14 protein-coding genes and 1 pseudogene are annotated in these 19,329 nt (G+C 64.1%); 11 read left to right on the forward strand and 4 right to left on the reverse strand.

Going from position 1 to position 19,329, the window contains the following annotated elements; all coding sequences use genetic code 11:
- The first annotated feature begins 45 nt into the window (after positions 1 to 45).
- From AX708_RS11710 to AX708_RS11725, 4 genes and pseudogenes are all read left to right on the forward strand, one after another.
- Complete coding sequence (locus AX708_RS11710; RefSeq protein ID WP_196490782.1) at positions 46 to 3,366, forward strand: type ISP restriction/modification enzyme; 3,321 nt, start codon at positions 46 to 48, stop codon at positions 3,364 to 3,366.
- Between the two features lie 293 nt (positions 3,367 to 3,659).
- A pseudogene (locus AX708_RS19955) lies at positions 3,660 to 4,364 on the forward strand (hypothetical protein); the annotation flags it as partial.
- Positions 4,365 to 4,522: 158 nt separating this feature from the next.
- A complete protein-coding gene (locus AX708_RS11720) occupies positions 4,523 to 4,738 on the forward strand; it encodes a DUF5818 domain-containing protein (RefSeq protein ID WP_066117227.1) in 216 nt (71 codons plus the stop codon).
- A gap of 201 nt (positions 4,739 to 4,939) precedes the next feature.
- Complete coding sequence (locus tag AX708_RS11725; protein WP_066117223.1) at positions 4,940 to 5,149, forward strand: hypothetical protein; 210 nt, start codon at positions 4,940 to 4,942, stop codon at positions 5,147 to 5,149.
- A 6-nt stretch (positions 5,150 to 5,155) separates the two neighbouring features.
- Here the strand turns inward: AX708_RS11725 and AX708_RS11730 are convergent, their stop codons facing one another.
- Positions 5,156 to 5,947, reverse strand: a complete 792-nt coding sequence (locus AX708_RS11730; RefSeq protein ID WP_197426103.1) for a GntR family transcriptional regulator — start codon at positions 5,945 to 5,947, stop codon at positions 5,156 to 5,158.
- Positions 5,948 to 6,140: 193 nt separating this feature from the next.
- On the opposite strand from AX708_RS11730, the gene AX708_RS11735 reads away from it, so the two are divergent.
- Complete coding sequence (locus AX708_RS11735) at positions 6,141 to 6,767, forward strand: FCD domain-containing protein (protein ID WP_197426104.1); 627 nt, start codon at positions 6,141 to 6,143, stop codon at positions 6,765 to 6,767.
- A gap of 26 nt (positions 6,768 to 6,793) precedes the next feature.
- Here AX708_RS11735 and AX708_RS11740 read toward each other — a convergent pair whose 3' ends face one another.
- On the reverse strand, positions 6,794 to 7,525 hold the full coding sequence (locus tag AX708_RS11740; RefSeq protein ID WP_066117217.1) for a GntR family transcriptional regulator: 732 nt from the start codon (positions 7,523 to 7,525) through the stop codon (positions 6,794 to 6,796).
- A 31-nt stretch (positions 7,526 to 7,556) separates the two neighbouring features.
- Here AX708_RS11740 and bioB point away from each other — a divergent pair, with 31 nt between their 5' ends.
- Genes bioB through AX708_RS11760 form a run of 4 tightly spaced genes read left to right on the forward strand, consistent with a single transcriptional unit; the run spans position 7,557 to position 11,582 of the window.
- Positions 7,557 to 8,597, forward strand: a complete 1,041-nt coding sequence (bioB, locus tag AX708_RS11745; RefSeq protein ID WP_066117232.1) for a biotin synthase BioB — start codon at positions 7,557 to 7,559, stop codon at positions 8,595 to 8,597.
- Entirely contained in the window at positions 8,594 to 9,736 is a 1,143-nt protein-coding gene (locus AX708_RS11750; RefSeq protein WP_066117216.1) for an 8-amino-7-oxononanoate synthase, read from the forward strand. The genes bioB and AX708_RS11750 overlap by 4 nt, the downstream gene beginning before the upstream one ends.
- Positions 9,718 to 10,335, forward strand: a complete 618-nt coding sequence (gene bioD, locus AX708_RS11755; protein ID WP_066529982.1) for a dethiobiotin synthase — start codon at positions 9,718 to 9,720, stop codon at positions 10,333 to 10,335. Before AX708_RS11750 ends, bioD begins: the two co-directional genes overlap by 19 nt.
- Entirely contained in the window at positions 10,332 to 11,582 is a 1,251-nt protein-coding gene (locus AX708_RS11760) for an adenosylmethionine--8-amino-7-oxononanoate transaminase (protein WP_066117210.1), read from the forward strand. Before bioD ends, AX708_RS11760 begins: the two co-directional genes overlap by 4 nt.
- Positions 11,583 to 11,952: 370 nt before the next feature.
- Here AX708_RS11760 and AX708_RS11765 read toward each other — a convergent pair whose 3' ends face one another.
- Both AX708_RS11765 and AX708_RS11775 read right to left on the reverse strand, forming a co-directional pair.
- Positions 11,953 to 14,994: a conjugal transfer protein TraG N-terminal domain-containing protein gene (locus tag AX708_RS11765; protein ID WP_066529984.1), complete on the reverse strand. Its 3,042-nt coding sequence runs from the start codon at positions 14,992 to 14,994 to the stop codon at positions 11,953 to 11,955.
- A gap of 333 nt (positions 14,995 to 15,327) precedes the next feature.
- On the reverse strand, positions 15,328 to 18,225 hold the full coding sequence (locus AX708_RS11775; RefSeq protein WP_053556454.1) for a Tn3 family transposase: 2,898 nt from the start codon (positions 18,223 to 18,225) through the stop codon (positions 15,328 to 15,330).
- A 95-nt stretch (positions 18,226 to 18,320) separates the two neighbouring features.
- Between AX708_RS11775 and AX708_RS11780 the strand changes: the two genes are divergently transcribed.
- Positions 18,321 to 18,950: a recombinase family protein gene (locus AX708_RS11780; RefSeq protein ID WP_053556453.1), complete on the forward strand. Its 630-nt coding sequence runs from the start codon at positions 18,321 to 18,323 to the stop codon at positions 18,948 to 18,950.
- A 32-nt stretch (positions 18,951 to 18,982) separates the two neighbouring features.
- A complete protein-coding gene (locus tag AX708_RS11785; RefSeq protein ID WP_197426387.1) occupies positions 18,983 to 19,285 on the forward strand; it encodes a hypothetical protein in 303 nt (100 codons plus the stop codon).
- Positions 19,286 to 19,329: the final 44 nt, after the last annotated feature.

The raw sequence follows: 19,329 nt of genomic DNA on the forward strand, positions 1-19,329 counted from the left end.
GGCACAGCGCGCCCTGTGCCACAGAATATGCACGGGAGGCATCGGGTGACGCAAGCCAAAACCATCGAAAAGGCTGTGGGGGAATTCGGCGCTGCGGCCAAGGCCAAGCTCGCGGGCGGGGACGGTCAGCCGGAGGATCAGCTTCGCGCGCCGCTCGAAACGCTGTTCGCCGATGTTGCGGCAATCCTGCATCCGGCAGTGCAGAACCTTGTACTGACCGGCGAAACATCGCTTGCGGAGATGCGGACCCGGCCGGATTATGCGGTCAAGGTCAAGAACGCCCTCGTTGGCTTCATCGAGGTGAAAGCCCCCGGCAAAGGGGCCGATCCGCGCAAGTGGAAGACCGGCCACGATAAGGAGCAATGGGACAAGCTCAAGGCGCTGCCCAACCTGCTTTACACCGATGGCGACAGCTTTTCGCTGTGGCGTGATGGGACGGTGGTAGGGCAGATCGTCCACCTCGAAGGCGGGATCGAACATGCGGGCGCGAAGCTTGCCGCACCGCCGAGTTTTCTGCCGCTGCTCAGCGATTTCCTCACCTGGAACCCCATTCCGCCCAGAAGCGCGACCGAACTGGCGCGCGTTTCCGCGCGGCTGTGCCGGTTCTTGCGTGATGAGGTTCTGGAACAGCTCGGCGCGTCGGAAAAGAACGCGAGGCTGACCGACCTCAAGGACGACTGGAAGGCGCTGCTCTTCCCCGATGCCGACGATGCCAAGTTCGCCGATGGCTATGCGCAGGCCGTCACCTTCGGTCTGCTCATGGCGAAGTCAAAAGACATGGCGCTGACCGGCGGGCTGGACCATGTCGCGCGCGAACTCGGCAAGGCCAACACGCTGATCGGCACCGCACTGCGGCTGCTGACCGAACAGGACCTCAACCTCGGCCCCGCGCTCGATACGCTGACCCGCGTGCTGGATGAGGTTTCGTGGGCCAAGGTGTCCAAGGGCGATCCCGAGGCCTGGCTCTATTTCTACGAGGATTTCCTCGAGGTCTACGACAACAAGCTCCGCAAGCTGACGGGCAGCTATTACTCCCCGCCCGAAGTCGTGCGCACCATGGTGCGATTGTGCGACGAGGCGCTCAAAAGCCCGCGCTTCGGCATCGCCGATGGCCTCGCTGGCAAGGACGTGCATATCGTCGATCCCGCGACCGGATCGGGCACCTTCCTGCTGGGCCTGATTGAGCGGATCAAGGCCACGATTGCCGCGCGCGATGGCGAGGGCAATGTTGCGGCATCGATGAACGAGATCGCGGGCCGCCTGGTCGGCTTCGAGCTGCAATTCGGTGCCTTCGCCGTGGCACAGCTACGGCTGCTGGCGGAAATGCTTGAGATTGGTGCACACGCCACCCCGCGCCTGTTCGTCACCGACACGTTGGGCGATCCGTTTGCCGATCTCGAAACCGGACAGGGCATCTACCGCGAGATATCGAAATCGCGGACCGAGGCGAACAAGGTCAAGCGGAGCGAACCCATCACCGTCGTCATCGGCAACCCGCCCTACAAGGAGAAGGCCAAAGGCAAGGGTGCGTGGGTCGAGAACGGCAGTCCTGCCAAGCAAAAGCGTGAGGATATTCCGCTCAATTCCTGGCAGCCGCCCAAGGAATGGAAAGTGGGCGCGCACGCGAAACATCTGCGCAACCTCTATGTCTATTTCTGGCGCTGGGCGGCGTGGAAGGTTTTCGAGCAGGGCGCAGGTGACCGCGATGATGATCTGCCCGGTCAGGAAGAGCTTTCCGGGATGGTCTGCTACATCACCGTGGCGGGCTTTTTGAACGGCGATGGGTTCCAGAAAATGCGCGCCGATCTGCGCAGCCAGTGTGACGATATCTGGGTGATCGATTGCACGCCCGAAGGCCATCAGCCGGATGTGCCGACGCGTATTTTTCAGGGCGTGCAGCACCCGGTCTGCATTGTGCTGGCAAGCCGCTCTCGCGAGCCCGGCAAGAACGCTGCGCGGGTGCGATACCGGGCGCTCGCCAAGGGTCGTCGTGAGCAGAAATTCGAGGAGCTGAAAACCATCACGCTGGCGGGCGGTGGGTGGAGTGATTGCCCCTCCGATCCGCGCGCGCCCTTCCTCCCGGAACTGCGAGAAGGGTGGGGCGCATTCGCCCCGCTCGATGCGGTAATTGGCGATTGCGGTTCGGGCGTAATGCCGGGGCGCACATGGATCATCGCCCCGGATGAAGTGTCGCTGAAGCAGCGCTGGAAGCGGCTCGTTGAAGAGCCGAAGGCGGATAAGCGCGCAATGCTTTTCCAGCCCCATATGCGCGACGGCAAACCCGGCGACAGGCATATCGGCAAGTCCGGAAAGGCGCTTTGGTGGCCTCAGCGCGAGGTGCTCACTGCTGTCGAAGATGCACCAAAGCAGGTTGACCACGAGGACCAGAAACTACGGCTTTTGGCGCGTCGCGCTCTCGCTGGGGAGGCTCCGGTTCGATACGGTTTCCGGTCGTTCGACCGGCAGTATATCCTGCCCGATGCGCGGGTTATCAATCAGCCGAATCCGGGCCTCTGGGACAACTACAGCGAGCAGCAGATTCTCCTGACTGCTCCGATGGATCGCACACCCAAGAATGGGCCGGGTTTGTCGGCTGTTGCTGCAATCCCCGATCTGCACCACTACGCTGGACGAGGCGGTCGCGTTTTCGCCCTCTGGAGGAACGCCGCCGCGACCGAATCCAACATCTCCCCCGCCGTCATCGCGCTGCTTTCCAAGGCATTCGGCGCGCCGGTCGATCCGGTTGATATCTTCGCCTATGTCGCGGCGCTGCTTGCCCATCCGGCCTACACCGCCAGCTTCGCCGAAGACCTTGTCCGCCCCGGTCTGCGCGTGCCGCTGACTGCCGATGCGGCGCTGTTCGCTGAAGCCGCAAAGCTGGGCCGCGAGGTGATCCGGCTGCACACCTTCGGGGAACGCTTCGCCACCGAAGATCCACCCCGTCCCCCACGAGTTGGCGAAGGCGGCCCGACCCAGCCCAAGGACGGCGCAATCCCCTCCACGCCCGAGGGTTTTCCCGACACGCTCGAATACGATGCCGCTAAGCGCCGACTGCTCGTCGGCACCGGCTTCATCGACAATGTTCCGCCCGCCGTCTGGGCCTATGAAGTGTCGGGCAAGCAGGTGCTGCGCCAGTGGTTCAGCTACCGCCGCAAGAACCGCGAACGCCCCCTGATCGGCGACAAGCGCCCCCCTTCTCCGCTGGGCGATATCCAGCCCGATCGGTGGCTGCCCGAATACACCAGCGAGCTCATCAACGTGCTCAATGTCCTGGCGCTGCTGGTCGAGCTGGAACCAAAGCAGGCGGACCTTCTGAAGCGTGTCTGCGATGGCCCCCTGATCCCCGCCAGCAAGCTGACGGCGTGAACCCGCCCGTCATGGCTGACTGCGTGTGTTCGGGTCCCGAATCCGGAGGCGAAATCCAGCTCCCGATGCGCGGTAGGGACTTCGCGAAATCAATGCGGCGAGCATACCTGCCAGTGATGGCTATTTGGTCCCCATTCCGGAACAAACCGAGATTCCGGCCACGGCATCACAGCAATCTCACGGCCGCATGGCCCCGCTTTTCCCCACTGGAAGCGCGAAAAATCATGCACTTCCAAAAGCCGCTACAATTTCAGGATCACGGCCAAAGTCCCTCTTGACGAAAGCACACCCTATGCGAGGTCGGCGAGGATCTCAATATAGGCAAGGAAGCGGTACGGCGCATCGAGATGAAGGCGCTGCGGCGCTTGCGGTGGTACGCCTGCCGGGCTTTCCCCGAACGGGCTGCACGGGCAGGGTTCGAGAGCAAGCATGGACCTGTACCGCGAACGCCTATTGCAGCGCCAGCAGCCGAGACAACGCCGCCAGTCCGTAGAAAGAGCCTGGAAAGGCAGGTTCGGATTGACCGCAAGTGTGAACCTTCACCGCAAGTCCCGGCGCTCGCTTCCGGCACCATTCTTACCGCGCTCTGCAGCGCCTATGTGGCGGCGATCGGGATCAACACGACCATTGTCTATCAGGTGGCGGCGAAGCTTGGTGCAGCGGGGGCATTGCTGCTCTGCTGCGGAGGGGGTTGCCTCGCGCTTGGCCTCGCACTTGCGTTGCTGACCACGCTAGGCGACTACCCGGTCAATCCCGAACGCATCAAACGAGGCGGCGGCCTCATCTATATCTTCCTCGTCGCGTTGGTTGGTGTGACCGGCCTGAGCGATCCGGTTCAGACCTTCCTGCACGGCCTGGTAGTGGCAACGCCGCCCCGTTTCCAGAACGGGACGCCAGAGATAGTTCGCTGGTTCTCTGGCCTCATCCTGCTGTTCTGCCCCTTCTACTTGTGGAGTTACCACCAGCGGGAGCATAGACTCCGCCGGTTGCAGCGGTGACATCGAAATCCGAGGACAGCATACAATCTGAAAAATGGCGGGACGTGGATGCTTTCCTTGCTATTGGGGGTTTTCTTGATTCCACGCTAGGAGCGCATGGTTTCCGATCGGGGTGCGGATCAACAATTTCACCAAATTGGATGATTAAGCTAAAATTGATGAACCAAAATCGCCGCCTTTCAACCAACACGATCGTCGGCACCATCGAGCATGGTCCTCGCGGCCCGATTCTGCGTGACGATGACGGTGTGCGCTGGCGGCTCGGATTTGCTGACGGTCAAGTTCCCGATGGCCTCACGGGGCGGGTCAATGTGCGTGGACGCATCGTCGAGATCGACCGGATCGATGTCGACTATCTGGTAGCTGAAACATAACTTCCATGCTGCGACCAAATGGACGATGTTCGATTGGGCCAGCAGCCTGTATTTCGAACTGTCTGTCTCATTGAACTATGGACAACTACGCAGGTCTCACCATTCCCGACACATTATTCTGGCAATTTACATGTTGAGGCGTTGACAGAAAGTCCCGTCTCAACAAAGACTTGTGTGAACAGGGGATTTCGGGGCACGGCCATGGCGATTGAGCGGCTTCCGATCAGCCGGAACGCGCTGGAAATCATCATCAGCGATGCAAGGGACTTGCTCGATACGCTTGAAGCCGCCGGTCTGGAACAGGCGGCAACAATCATGGCGAGCGTCTTGGACCAGCTTGTGTGTGACAGAACGGGACTGTCCGGAACGTCTGGCTTCATGTTCAAGGCGGTTGATCCACCGGCAAGCTAGGCGCGGCTAGGACAGTGGCGCACCAAACGCGATCGTCCGGCCATCGGCTGCGGGCTCGCGCGTTCCCTGCCCGAAAGTGCGGCCATTGATCGCGATCGTCTGGTCCATTCGATGGATATTGGCGACCGGAGGCGCGTCGCGCGCCGCGAGACTGTCGATCGCGGCGAGAACCGCCTCGCGCGAGGAATAAACGTCCTCGCGCATCAGCAGCCGAGCCATCGATGAAGAGCGTTCGGCAATCGCTGCGGCAATCTTGCGGTGAGTGCGCGCCGAATGTTCGCCGTCTTCGCCATGCTGTGACCAGACGATCAGCCGGTGGAGCGCATTGGGCAGGACGAGGCAGATCATCTCCGCAAGCCGCGGTATCCTCGCCATTTTCCTGACCTCAAGATGGAACGCGAGATTTGAAAGCGTGACGCGCTCGAGATCGTCGGGATCGGTCGCGGATACATCCCCCGCATTACCCACCACGCTTTGGAGCCAGGAAATCTGCGCCTCGCTCGCGCGTTCGGCGGCGCGGGCCGCTGCGATCGCCTCGAGCGAGGCGCGCATGTCATATAGGTCTATGATTTCGGCTCTTGTCCAGGTCCGTACCGTGAATTCACCGCGTCCGCGCCGGGACAGGTAACCTTCCGCGACAAGCGCGCCGAGCGCGTCGGCGGCCATGACGGGGCGGCAGTCGTATACCTTGCACACCTGGTCCTTGCTGATAATTTGACCAGGCAGGTAGTGGGCAGCAAGCACCCCGAACCTCAGTTCGAGGAAAATCCTTTCGACAAGAGATTGCGCCTTCGCCAATCGATCGTCCCCAAGGGGAAAGCAGTCCCGCCCCGTTGCATGTTGGCTCCATAGCACAAACCCTTTAGAATTTTCCAATCAGGATGGTTCGGACTATCCGAAGGATGCGGTGTCGGAGGGCGGACAAGAGGTGACAAGGTCAAAGCCAAGGCCACTTGGAAGGATTACTTGCCCTGCACCGCGCGTCTTTGCCGTGCTGCGCGAGCCCCGCAAACGGCGCAGATTCGACCAGGCAAACCAGATACCCGGTCTTGACGATTTGCAGGAGACGGGTGCGCTTTCGCTCGCTGAGGAACTTCTCGAGCTTGGCCTTCTGGCCAGGGATCATGGCCGTTACACGATCATCGACTGGACGATTGATCGCATTGTCGAACATCTGGCGCTCGCCGGGGCAATCCATGCGATGGCGGCGGCAGAGGCCGCATTGCGTGCCAATACTAGCGACTTCAGCCATCTCGCCGCGATCCACGCGGCACTGCGCGGCCTCGATGCCGATGAGCCTGCGAACCTGCTCTGCGGCGCATATCTCGACTACCAGTTCCACCTCGAACTGGTCCGCCTTGGCGGCAATCAGACGGCCTGGGCGAGCTATGCCAAGGCCATCCCGCCCGCTGTGTGGATCGCCGGCGCCAATTACTTCGAGCTCGACGAGGCGCGCAGTTCGCTCGCTGAGCACGAGAGGCTCATCGACTACATGAAGGCGGGCGACACCGTGCGCGCGCGCGATGCGGCGGCGTTCCACCTCGAGGAAGCCGCGTCCCAGATCCGGCGAACTGGAGAAGCGCGGATCGAGAGCTATCCTGATTTGCCCGTTACCTAGCAGCGTCCAATTGAACTTCTGACACGTCAGACTGCCACTTTTGGTCTCAAGTTTACCCGATCGACTGACTTTATGTGCCGCGCAAGCAGTATAGCTGCTTCCTCGAGTTTTCCGGATGCATAGGCTTCGAAGATGTGCCAGTGATCGAAGTTGTAGCGCGGCTTCCACTCCTGGCCCGCCGCAGAGGCGAACACATGGCGCGAATAGGCCAGGTTCAGCTCGGTGATCGTGGCAATCAGGCGGGGCATGGCGCAGGGCCGGGCCAGCGCAATGTGAAAGTCGCGGTTGGCCGATTCGGAATCGAACAGGTTTTCTGCCGCGTCACCCCGCTTCAGGATTTCGCGCAGGTCCTTGAGGTGGGCGGCGGACGGAGCGCGGGCAATGCTGCGCACGGCCAGCGGTTCCAGCGCCCCGCGCATCGAGGCGATTTCGCGCTCGCCTGCCGCGTCGATCAACGTGGCGCGCACTCCGCGACGGGGCAGGGCCTCGACCAGTTTGATCGCCTCCAGCTTGCGGAACGCCTCGCGCACGGTCCCCTGGCTGACCCCGAATTCATAGGCCAGTCCATCCTGGCGCAGGCGCTCGCCGCCCGGGATCTCGCCGGCCAAGATGCGCGCGGCCAGCGCGTCCGCAATCCGGCTAACCAGTCCTTCGCTGTCGATCTGGGTCGTTGGAGTCGGCATTATCGATAATCGGTCCTGATTCCGGGTGCCATGCGGACGTGCATCGCCATACACGCCGAGCGAGCGGTCGGCCATGACCGTTTTTATCGATAAAATGGAGCAGGACATGACCGCCACCCAACAGACAGTTCCCCGGACTGACCAGCCCCGTACCGACTGGACCCGCGCGGAGGTGACGGCGCTGTTCGACCTGCCGTTCGACGAACTGATGTTCCGCGCGCAGAGCACCCACCGTGCCTGGCACCGTGCGGGTGAGGTGCAGATGTGCACGCTGCTGTCGATCAAGACCGGCGGCTGCCCCGAGGATTGCGGCTATTGCAGCCAGTCGGCCGGGGCCGAAACCGGGGTCAAGGCCGAGAAGCTGATGGATATCGATGCCGTGCTGGTTTCGGCCGCCGAGGCGCGCGCGGCCGGATCGCAGCGGTTCTGCATGGGCGCCGCGTGGCGCAACCCCAAGGACCGCGACATGCCCGCGCTGGAAGCCATGATCGAGGGCGTGCGCGCGATGGGCATGGAAACCTGCATGACCCTGGGCATGCTGAACGGCGATCAGGCCCGCCGCCTCAAGGCAGCCGGGCTCGATTACTACAACCACAACATCGACACCTCGCCCGAGAACTACGGCAACGTCATCACCACCCGCACCTTCCAGGACCGGCTCGACACGCTGGAGGAAGTGCGCGCGGCGGGCATTTCGGTGTGCTGCGGCGGGATCGTGGGCATGGGCGAAACGCGCGAGGACCGGATCGGCTTCATCCACGCGCTGGCGACCCTGCCGCGCCACCCGGAAAGCGTCCCGGTCAACGCGCTGATCCCTATTCCCGGCACGGTGCTGGGCGACATGCTGGCAGGAACGCCGCTGGCGCGAATCGACGAGATCGAGTTTGTCCGCACCGTCGCCGTCGCCCGGATCACCATGCCGCAGAGCATGGTGCGGCTTTCGGCGGGGCGCGAATCGATGTCGGATGCGGGGCAGGCGCTGGCTTTCCTGGCCGGGGCGAACTCGATCTTCACCGGTGACAAGCTGCTGACCACCGCCAACGCCGGGGACAGCCGCGATGCGGCGCTGTTCGCGCGGCTGGGCATCGTGCCGCTGGCAGGCGAAGAACCGATGCGCGCGGACGAAGTACTGGTGGCTGCGGAGTGAACGGGGGGGGCTTTGCAGCCCACGCCGCCGATCTGGATCGGCTGGGGGCGGCATCGCGGCGGCGCAGGCTCAGCCCGCAGACCGGCACGGACTTTGCCTCGAACGACTACCTCGGCCTCGCCCGCTCGCCCCTGCTGGCCGATGCCGCGCACGCGGCGCTGGAGCGCGGGGTGCCGATCGGCTCGAGCGGATCGCGCCTGCTGCGCGGCAACGACCCCGAGCACGAGGCGCTGGAGGCCGAGGCCGCCGCGTTCTTTGACTGCGAGCGGGCGCTATGGTTCTCCAGCGGGTTCGCTGCCAACGAGGCGCTGTTCTCAACCCTGCCGCAGCGCGGCGATCTGGTCGTCCACGACGAACTGATCCACGCCAGCGCCCACGAAGGGATGCGCATTGGCCGGGCCGAATGCGTTGCCGTGGCCCACAACTGCGCCGATGCCTGCGAAGCGGCAATCCGGCGCTGGCGCGCGGGCGGCGGCACGGGGCAGGTGTGGATCGCGGCGGAAAGCCTCTACTCGATGGATGGCGACACGGCCCCGCTCGGCGATCTGGCCGCCATCGCCGATCGCTATGACGGCATCCTGCTGATCGACGAGGCCCATGCCACCGGCGTATTCGGGCCGGACGGGCGCGGCCTTGCCGCCCACCTTGACGGGCGCGGCAATGTCATCACCCTGCGCACCTGCGGCAAGGCGCTGGGCTGCGAGGGCGCACTGGTCTGCGGCCCGGCGGCGGCAATCGACTTTCTGGTCAACCGTGGGCGCGGCTTCATCTTCTCGACGGCGCCTTCGCCGCTGATCGCCGCGATCAACCGCGCCGCGCTGAACCTGCTGACCGCCGCGCCGCACTTGCGCGATGGGCTGTGGGAGCGGATCCGGCTGGCTGAGCGGGTCTTTGCCCCGCTGGGCGCGACTGTCACCGGATCGCAGATTCTGCCGCTGATCGTGGGCGACGATGCGCGGACGATGCAGCTGGCAGCCCAAGTGCAGGCCGCCGGGTTCGACGTGCGCGGAATCCGCCCGCCGACGGTGCCCGTCGGCACATCGCGCCTGCGCATCACGATCACCAACAACGCCAGCCTTGAGCAAATCGAGGCGCTGGGCGCACTGCTGGCGGAGCTGCAATGCGCGGCTATGTCGTAACCGGCACCGATACGGACGCGGGCAAGACCGTGTTCGCCGCTGCCCTCGCGGGCCACCTTGGCGCGGCTTACTGGAAGCCGGTGCAGGCCGGAACCGACGGCGGCACTGACAGCCAGCGCGTGGCTGCGCTGTCCGACGGGCGGGCCCGGATCTTGCCCGAGGCCCACGTTCTCGCAACGCCCTGTTCACCGCACGAGGCTGCGCGGATCGACGGCGTTGCCATCGCGGCGGACCAGCTCGCACTGCCCTTGGTCGATGGGCCGCTGGTGGTCGAAGGGGCGGGCGGAGTGCTGGTGCCCTTTGCCGACGATCTGCTGGCGGCCGATCTGTTCGCGCGCTGGGGCCTACCGGTGATCCTGGTGGCGCGGACCGCGCTCGGCACGATCAACCACAGCCTGCTTTCGCTCGAGGCCCTGCGCGCGCGCGGCATCGCGGTGCACGGCGTGGCGTTCTGCGGCGAGGCCAATCCCGCCAGCGAAGCGGCGATCGAGCGGCTGGGCGCCGTGCGCCACCTCGGCCGCCTGCCGTGGCTCGATCCGCTTGATCCAGAGGGCCTGTCCGCCGCCTTCGCCGCCCATATCCGCACGGAGCTCCTATGAAATCGCCGGTCTGGCACCCATTCCACCAGCACGGGCTGGGCGAGGACATTCCGCTGGTCACCCACGCCGAGGGTGCGACCCTGTTCACCGCCGACGGGCGCAGGGTGATCGACGCGATTTCCAGCTGGTGGGTCACCACCCACGGCCATTGCCATCCCCGGCTGATGGCCGCGATCCGCGCGCAGAGCGAGCGGCTCGACCAGCTGATCTTCGCGGGCTGGACCCACCAGCCTGCCGAAGACCTCGCCCGCGAACTGGTGCGGATCATGCCGCGCCCGCTGGACCATGTGTTCTTTTCCGATTCCGGTTCGACCAGCGTCGAAGTCGCGCTGAAGATGGCGCTGGGCTATTTCGCGCATCGGGACGAGGATCGCCACCGCATCCTGGTGCTGGAGCACTCCTATCACGGCGATACCATCGGCGGGATGTCGGTCGGCGCGCGCGGGGTGTTCAACAAGCCCTATGCGCCGCTGCTGTTCGATGTGGAGACAATCCCCTTTCCCGCCGAGGGCCGCGAGCAGGCCGCACTGGACGCGCTGGAGCAGGCCTGCTCGCGCGGCGATGCGGCGGCCTTTATCGTCGAGCCGCTGCTGCTCGGCGCGGGGGGAATGCTGATCTATTCGCCCCGCGTGCTGACCGAAATGCGGCGCATCTGCGCGGCCCACGGCGTGCTGTTCATCGCCGACGAGGTGATGACCGCCTGGGGCCGCACCGGCACGCTGTTCGCCTCAGAGCAGGCCGGGATCGTGCCCGATATCCTGTGCCTGTCGAAGGGGCTGACCGGCGGGTCGCTGCCCCTTGCGGTGACCATGGCGACGCCGGAAATCTATGCGGCGCACTATTCGACCGACCGGTCGAAGCAGTTCTTCCATTCCTCCAGCTACACCGCCAACCCGATCGCCTGCGCGGCGGCCAATGCCAATCTGGCGATCTGGCGCGAGGAGCCGGTGCTGGACCGGATCGCGGACCTGACCCGGCGGCAGACCGCTGGTCTTGCTCGCCTTGCCGAGCACCCACGCCTGGCCAATACGCGCCAACTTGGCAGCGTGATCGCGCTCGATGTGGTGGTGGAAGATGGCGGCTATATGTCCGAACTCGCCCCGCGTCTGAAGGCGGACTTCACGGCCCGAAATGTCCTGCTGCGGCCCCTGGGCAACACGGTCTATGTCATGCCGCCCTATTGCATCGACGATGCGGATCTTGGCGCCGTCCACAACGCGATCATTGAGGTGGTGGATCTACTCTGAAGCTGTTTGGATCGAAGGCCTCCTTGCTTCTGAAGGCAAGGAGGCGGTTCCTTGGGCGGGTCAGCAGAAAGTGGAGATGGCTAGGCTAGTGAGGGGGCTCAGAAACATGGGCCATGATTGAAAAGACAGTACGTTCGGGGTAATCATGGCCAGGGCGAGGAGACCCTCGATGGACCATGATCACTACGGACTGGATGGGAGGCCGATTTATCCTCGGCCCGGCCACTTTGACCACGTAACGGGCCTGCAACTCCCGACTTTCAGGGGCAAATCTGGCGGCTTTGGCCGTGGTCCAACTATCTTCCTCGTGATCCTGATGATTGTTGCAGGATCTGGACTTGCTTTTGCATCGCGTCTGTTTGGCTAACATCTAGCTCCGGCGTTTCGCAACATGGAGGTGATCCCGTGCGGGATCATCAGGGAACCGCTCGAAGTCGACAGCATAGGCGCTTCCCAAACGACTTTTGACCTTTTCCGCCCACTGCTCGCCCTGCTCGTTCGAGATGTTGTTGCCGCGAAAATCGAGCGCGCGATCGTCGTAATGGGCCGACCCGGCCTTGTGCTGGGCGCTGTCGTTGCCCGACGTCACTACCGGAGTGGGCAGGCCAAGCGCGCGTGCTTCCTCGGCGACAACGCCCATCGCCGGAACCAGCGCGCCATCCATATGGCCGAGGCGCGCGCCGGGCTTGACCTTCATACCAAGATCCTTGGCGAGGGCTGCCCCATCGACCGGTCCATCGGGGACAGCCATGAGCGTGCCACCTTCGAGCAGCGAGGGCACAAGCGCCGGGGCAACCGTCCCCGACGGCAGGCGCGGCGGCCCCGGCATGCCGAGATCCCCGTTCGAGCCAAGCGCCCCTGACCCCGCAATTCCCGCGATGTCGCTGAATTCGTTGATGCGATGAGCGCGCAGATCGCCCATCAGATCGTCCATGATAAAGGCAATAGCCTGATCGCGGCGAGAGACGTCGCGGTAGTCGAGCCGCGGGTTGGACAGGTCTGGCAGGTGCCATTCGGGGTGCTCACGCTGGAGCGTCTCGTAACGGTCCTGGATGAGGTTCGACATGTCGCTCGAAATCTGGAAGCCATGGCTCTCCGCGTAGCTGGCCTCGGACATCATCCGGCTGCCGATCTCGCGGTAGCGCGCGGCAGCAGCCCGCCGCTCCTCAGCTTCCGAGGTGCGCCAGTCGGTTCCATCGGTGCTGGTCCGTGAGCGTGAATGATCGGTGTAATCGGAGTTCTGGTTGTAAGTGCCTGACGACTCGATGTCGCCGCTCGAGCCGCTGACAACCACGCGGTTGCTAGTCTCGTCCGATTTGTCGGTCCCCCGGGTGGTCTGGTTCGTTGCCGATCGCTCGGTTCCGGCGTTTGCACCGTCGCCGCTTTCTCGACGACCTGAGAAGCCTCCTGACAGAGACGCCGAGACTCCGCTGCCCGCTTCGGACTCGAGTGGCGTTCCTACCGTTCCGCTGCCGGTAAGCGAAAGGCTTGTGCCGAACGTGCGCCGATCGAAGTTGTTCGACGAGCGATTATTCCCCTCCCGCAAGATCAGGTCGTTGTTGGTAACCTCGCGGGTCGAACTGCCCGAGGCGCCTTCGACAACCACGTTGCCGCCGACATTGTGGGTGTCCGAGGCCCGCGAGCCGTTCTCGCGGCGCGAGCCCGATACGTCGCTGGTCGCGGTGACCGCGCTGCCGAACCGGCCCTTCGAACTGGTCCAGCTGGTCGAGGTGCCGTTTTCGATCTTGTCGGCCTCGTTCATATACCACTGTCCCTGCGAGCGCAGGTCCGAGGCGTAGCCTCGCGTCATGGTCGGCTTGAACGGCAACTGCGAGATCGCGGCATTGGTGTCGATCACCGTATGGCCCGAGCCATATTCGTTGAACATGCGGCCATCGGCTTCGCGGAAGCCCGAGTGCGCGCTGCCCGCGAGCAGGTTCGGCGCCGTGTTCCACTGCGACATCTGCCGGTTGTCGGCATTGAGATTGCCGTAGCTGACGTCGCCATAAGCATAGTTTCCGGTGGTGCGCTCGAGCGCGGCCGCATCCGAACCCGCCTGGACTGGCGCCAGCATCGAGCCAAGGTTGTTTGCGACCGACATGGTGCCGCGCATCACCATCAGGGCAAGCACCGGCACCGACATCATCAGGAACCCCGCCATGGTGGCGACGTCCTGGTTGACCGCATCGATCCCTGCCCAGTTGGCGAGGTTCACGCTCCCGGCGGCGAGCGCATTGGTCTGGCTTGCAAGCCGGTCCATGATGAACGAGTGGATGAGGACGTAGATCGGTCCCCAGGCTGACAGATAGAAGAAGCCCGAGAAGTAGCCCTTGAGCGTCGCGATCCCGGTGCGCGGGAAGAGCAGCAGCGGAAAGACGATCGGGAACAGCGCGTAGAACACCACGGTCAGCACGACGCCGAGCACCGGAATCCAGATCAGCCCCTGCTCAGCCGCGGTCGTCATCGCGTTGCGGGTCTGGGTGTCCGCGCGCTGCAGCGCGAAGGAATCCGCGTCCGCGTTTCCAAAATCGAGCTGCGCAGCCTCGAAGGCATCGACCATGCTCTTCTGCTTGAAGAACTGGTTCCGGGTCATCGCCGTGCCGGTCAGGAGTTGCGAGACCACCGGCACGTCGGCGGCGAGCTTGGCTCCGGCGGCGGCCTGGGTGAGCTTGGGATACATGGTGTGGGCAAAGGGCAATGCGTAGGCATTGATTTGCGCATCCCACTGGTTGTTGATCAGCGCCCAGGCCTCAGCGCAGGTCTTGCCCTCGATATCGACGGTGCCCGCGCCGGTGTCGGTCAGGTACTTCATCCCCCGGTTGGTCGCGGCATTGACCCCGAGCTCGGCCCAGAGATCGGGCGCTTCGCTTAACAGCTTGAGGCTCTTCGTGCCGAGCAGGATATCGTAATAGGCGCATTGCTTGAGGTAGCCGTCGACGTTCGCCTTGAAGACCGGATCGCGGATCTCGAAGCCGCGGACCTTGTCCCACATCCGCGCGCCGTAGACGAAGCCGCCGGTCGAGTAATTGAGCGCCGCGGGCATGACAAAGACCGTCTCGGCGGTGCGGGTCAGGTAGTCACTGACCTGGCTGGTGAACGAGGCCATTGCGGCAAGGCCGATCGGCACGTTGTCGACCGTCGCGGGGGCCAGCCCCGGGTTGACGCGGTCGGTAACCTTCACGGTCACGGTCGGGACCATCAGCACGAGATAGATGAGCGTCGACTGGATGAACCAGCGAAACCAGGCCCGCCAGTCGAGATCCATGGCGGTGACGAGCAGCGCGTAGATCAACCCCATTACCATGCAGACGCGGATCAGCGCCTTGAACCCGCCCGAGCCGGTCCAGGCGGCGATCGCGTTGAAGGTGTTGACGAGGTAGTCGCCGCCCCCGACCGTGAAGACCTCGAGCATGAGGGGTGCCTTCCTTCGTCGCGGTCTACTGGACCTGCTGGTTGAGGGTGCGCGAGAAGCGCAATGCTGCCGACATCTGCGGGGAGAGCTGCGTGCGCAGGGTCTTCTCCAGCATCTGCGTGCGCTGGATCAGCGCGAAGGTCTGGTCGAAGCGCTGCGAGGTGCGCGCTGCGATCCCGAGGAAGTTGCGCCGGGTTTCGTAAAGCCCCTCGCGCCACTCGCGTAAGCTATCCGCGTCCGCCCCGTTGAAGGGGTGACTACACGAAAGTGACGTATCTGCACGGAAAGGGCGAACGGATAGGGGTCAGTTCTGGCTGAGGGCGGAATGACACCCTAAGCGGCGGAGTCCTTGGGCCAAAGGTACTCACCAGTGAGAAGGATGTGGGCCCACCCGAGCGGCGAGATATGGGCGAGAAGATGGTCGGGGGTATCGAGCCCTTCGCGGCGGCGAGCTTCGACGGCATGGCCGAGATGCAGGGTGTTCCAGTAGACGATGATGGCGGTCAGTAGGTTGAGGCCAGCGATCCGGTAATGCTGACCCTCCGTCGTGCGGTCGCGGATTTCGCCCTGACGGCCAATGCGCAGGGCATTTTTCAACGCATGATGTGCCTCACCTTTGTTGAGGCCCACCTGTGCACGGCGCTGCATACCGGCGTCGAGAATCCATTCGACGATGAATAGCGTCCGCTCGATCCGGCCCACCTCGCGCAGCGCGGCTGCAAGATCGTTCTGGCGCGGATAGGCGGCGAGCTTGCGCAAGATGCTGCTCGGCGCGACCTGCCCCGCGCTCATGGTGGCGGCGCAGCGGAACAGGTCGGGCCAGTTGGAAACGATCAGCGCCTCACGAACCTTGCCGCCCACCAGCGGGCGCAGCTCGCTCGGCGTGGTGGCAGGGTCGAATACGTACAGTCGTTTGGATGGGAGGTCGCGGATGCGCAGCACAAGGCGGTAGCCGAGCATGGCGCTGATCCCGAACAGATGATCGGTGAACCCGCCAGTGTCGGCGTATTGCTCTTCGATCCGTCGCCCTGCCTCATTCATCGTCAGCCCGTCGAGCAGGTAAGGTGCTTCGCTGACTGTGGCTGGAATAGTCCGCGATGCAAACGGCGCGAAGCGGTCGTTGACGTGAGTATAGGCCTTGATTCCGGGATCGTTGCCGTAGCGGGCGTTGATCGTGTTCATCGCCTCGCCCTGCCGTGCTGCGGGGAAGAACTGGCCATCGGCCGATGCGGCTCTACCCATACCCCACACCTGGGCCATCGGCAGCGCCCCTTGCGCCGCGACCACGTTGGCCAGCGCCTGGTCGATCGCCTCGCTTTCGACGTGCCAGCGCGCGAGACGGGAGAGTTGCCAATAGTCGTGGGTGTTGGAAGCCTCTGCCATCTTACGCAGGCCCAAATTCAGGCCCTCGGCGAGCAGGACGTTGAGCAGACCAATTCGGTCGCCGCACGGCACGCCGGTGCGCAGATGCGTGAAGGCATCGGTGAAACCCAGCGCGGTATCGACTTCGAGCAGCAGATCGGTGATGCGGACGGGCGGCAGGCGGCGATACAGATCGAGCATCAGATCCTCGATCCCATCCGGCGCGTCGGCGGTGAGGCGATCAATGCGCAGCGTGCCGTCTTCGATGCTGCCTTTCGGAATTGTACCGCTGCGCGCGGCGCGACCGAGCCGGGCAAGGCCATCGGCGAGACGCACCTTGCGGTCAGCCAGCCAGACATGCGGGTCGGACGGGACCGCTAGCTTCGCGGCATGCGCGACCGCCATCGGCACGAGGACGTGGCGCAGGTCACCATACCGATGCGAGCGGTCGAACCAGATGTCGCCCGAGCGCAGCGCGTCGCGCAGGTGGAACATGACCGCGACTTCCCGGAGGCGGGCATCATCATCGCCCTTCGCCCGCAACTGTCGCCGCCATTTGGAATGCGGGCGCAAGAAATCGTCGGCCGCCGGAACTGCGCCCCTGGTAGCGATGGCGGTAGCCGCGTCCAGCAAAGGCCGTGCAACCGCCGCAGCTTTGAGGTCGAGGCATCGCAGCATGCGCGGGGCATACCGACGGAAGCGGTGATACCCCTGATCAACATAGGCCAGCGGATCGTCGCCCAAGGTGTCCGTCAACGTCTTGGCCGTAGCGACGAGACTGGTGAGCCGTTCCCATCCCGCCCCGCGCGCGACCGCATCTTCCAGCGACGCGCCGTCGCCATGCGCTTCGAGCAATGATTGACCGAGTGCAGTGAAGCCGTTCAAAGTCGCAGTGGTAGCGCCTCTGGTTTCTACGACCCGCGCGTCATGCAGTTGCTTCGCGTCGCGCCAGGTGCGGCCAACGATCCGGTCATGTGTTTCGATCACCGCATCCGCCGTCGCAGTGGCCCATTCAATGACGCAAACCGCCATGATAGCGCGGCGCCGATCGGCGCCGAGATCGCGCAGGCCATCGGCGAAGTAGCGCTCGCCCTGCCGGCGTAGCCGGGCGACGCGATGCGGTGGAACACCGGCAAGTAAACCATCATTGAGGTTCATCGCGCGCAGGAACTCGAGCCGGTCGAGCAGCCGGTTCGCCGCGGCGGAGTTGTTGCCCGGCTCAATCCGGCGCAGCCAGATGAAGCGGCTGATCGCCCCCGGCAGCATCTCGGTAGTCAGTCGGTCGAGCCCATCACAGGCGACGGGATCGAGACGGGCTGCGATCCGCTTCTCGATCTGGCGTTCGGCGGCGACGAGCGCGTCCGCGCACAACCGCTCGATTGTCGTGATCGCTGGCAGGATGGTCATGGTTTCACGGCAGCGGGCAATGAAGCGCCGGGCAAGGTCGTCGTTTGAGCGTGCCTGCTCGGCTTCGGCGAGAAGCCAATCCCGGAACGCCCTGGCATGCGGTCCCTGTCCGGGGAACATCCTGTATCCGTAGATGCGGCGCAGCGCCTCCATGTGCTGGTGCCGGGTTTGGCGTCGAACGGCATAGGACGCGAGCGTGTCGCCAGCGATGCCAAGCTGGGCACCTAGAAAGGCGGACACGGCGTGGGGGATCAGTTCGCCGGGAGCAAGCGTCCGACCTGGATATCGCAGCGCACACAACTGCAGGGCGAACCCGATGCGGTTCTCCGGTCGGCGCCGCCGGTCGATATGGATCAGGTCATCGGCTGCCAGAATATAATGCCGCAGCAGCGCCGCTTCGTCAGTCGGCAGGTCGAGTAGGGCCGAACGCTGTCGGGCGCTGAGGATATGGCGTCTCGGCATGCACGGCTTGTCCCTATTGAACAGAAGTCTGTTTTGGACAACACTGACCCCACGCAGATCAAGGCTTTTCGAGGCCTAATTCCAGAAGGGTTCAATTGGGACAGCGCGCCGCCATCTACGCCAGGGTCTCGACAGCCGACCAGTCGTGCGAGCGGCAGCTTCGCGACCTCGCCGGTTTTGCCGAGCGTGGCGGCTATGAGGTGGTCGAGGTCTTTCGAGAAACCGCCTCGGGGATGAAGGCCAACCGATCGGCACGTGCCGAAGTGATGAAGCTGGCCCAGGCGCGCCACATTGATGCGATCCTTGTCACCGAACTCAGTCGTTGGGGGCGCTCGACGCAGGACCTGCTCGATACGCTCAACCGGCTGTCGGGCTGGCGCGTGTCGGTGGTCGCGATGAGCGGCATGACCTTCGAGGTCGATACGCCGCACGGTCGTATGATGGCGACGATGCTCGCAGGCATTGCGCAGTTCGAGCGCGACATGCTCAGCGAGCGGGTTCGCTCCGGCCTCGCCGCGGCACGGGCGCGGGGTCGGAAACTCGGGCGGCAGACCGGCGTCCGCCCGAAGTCGGATCGGCTTGCCCCCAAGGTGCTAGCCCTTGTTGCCGAGGGGCGCAGCTATCGCTGGATAGCCCGGGACCTCGGCCTCAGCAAGAATACTGTCGCCGCAATCGTCGGACGCTCCAGGGCGGACATGGATCACAAGGTCGAGGTGGCGGCATGAGCGTCGCGCCGGATGTCGGACGAAAGCACAGGATGAAGACCGCCGCGCTTGGATGCATTACGTACCTGGCGATTGCAGGCTTCGTCTTCGGTAGCTTGCTGAAGCCAGTATTCCTCGCGACGATCTGGTCAGATAGACTGGGCGCGCCTCACTGGCTCTGGATCGTATCCGCTTGCTTCGCGGTCGGAGCGACCAGCTTTTTGATACCGGCTCGGTTTTCGATCGTTCGAGGCCCCATTTTTGTAGCGGTGGCGCTGGCGGGCTCTCTACTCTCAGTCGGAGCTTATGCGGATAATCTGAGATTGAAGGCGTTGAACGAGTTCGGGGGACTGTAAGGAATTTTGTGCTTGGCCGTTATTTGTTAGGCCAATGGGAAGCG

Origin of the sequence: Erythrobacter sp. CCH5-A1 (assembly GCF_001557115.1) — a bacterium.
Taxonomy (GTDB): Bacteria; Pseudomonadota; Alphaproteobacteria; order Sphingomonadales; family Sphingomonadaceae; genus Erythrobacter.

Bases quoted from the DNA above. Each gene is read 5' to 3' on its own strand.
- AX708_RS11720 (WP_066117227.1), top strand. From the start codon at position 4,523: ATGAACCAAAATCGCCGCCTTTCAACCAACACGATCGTCGGCACCATC.
- AX708_RS11725 (WP_066117223.1), top strand. From the start codon at position 4,940: ATGGCGATTGAGCGGCTTCCGATCAGCCGGAACGCGCTGGAAATCATC.
- AX708_RS11740 (WP_066117217.1), bottom strand. From the start codon at position 7,525: ATGGCCGACCGCTCGCTCGGCGTGTATGGCGATGCACGTCCGCATGGC.
- bioB (WP_066117232.1), top strand. From the start codon at position 7,557: ATGACCGCCACCCAACAGACAGTTCCCCGGACTGACCAGCCCCGTACC.
- bioD (WP_066529982.1), top strand. From the start codon at position 9,718: ATGCGCGGCTATGTCGTAACCGGCACCGATACGGACGCGGGCAAGACC.
- AX708_RS11760 (WP_066117210.1), top strand. From the start codon at position 10,332: ATGAAATCGCCGGTCTGGCACCCATTCCACCAGCACGGGCTGGGCGAG.
- AX708_RS11765 (WP_066529984.1), bottom strand. From the start codon at position 14,994: ATGCTCGAGGTCTTCACGGTCGGGGGCGGCGACTACCTCGTCAACACC.
- AX708_RS11775 (WP_053556454.1), bottom strand. From the start codon at position 18,225: ATGCCGAGACGCCATATCCTCAGCGCCCGACAGCGTTCGGCCCTACTC.
- AX708_RS11785 (WP_197426387.1), top strand. From the start codon at position 18,983: ATGAAGACCGCCGCGCTTGGATGCATTACGTACCTGGCGATTGCAGGC.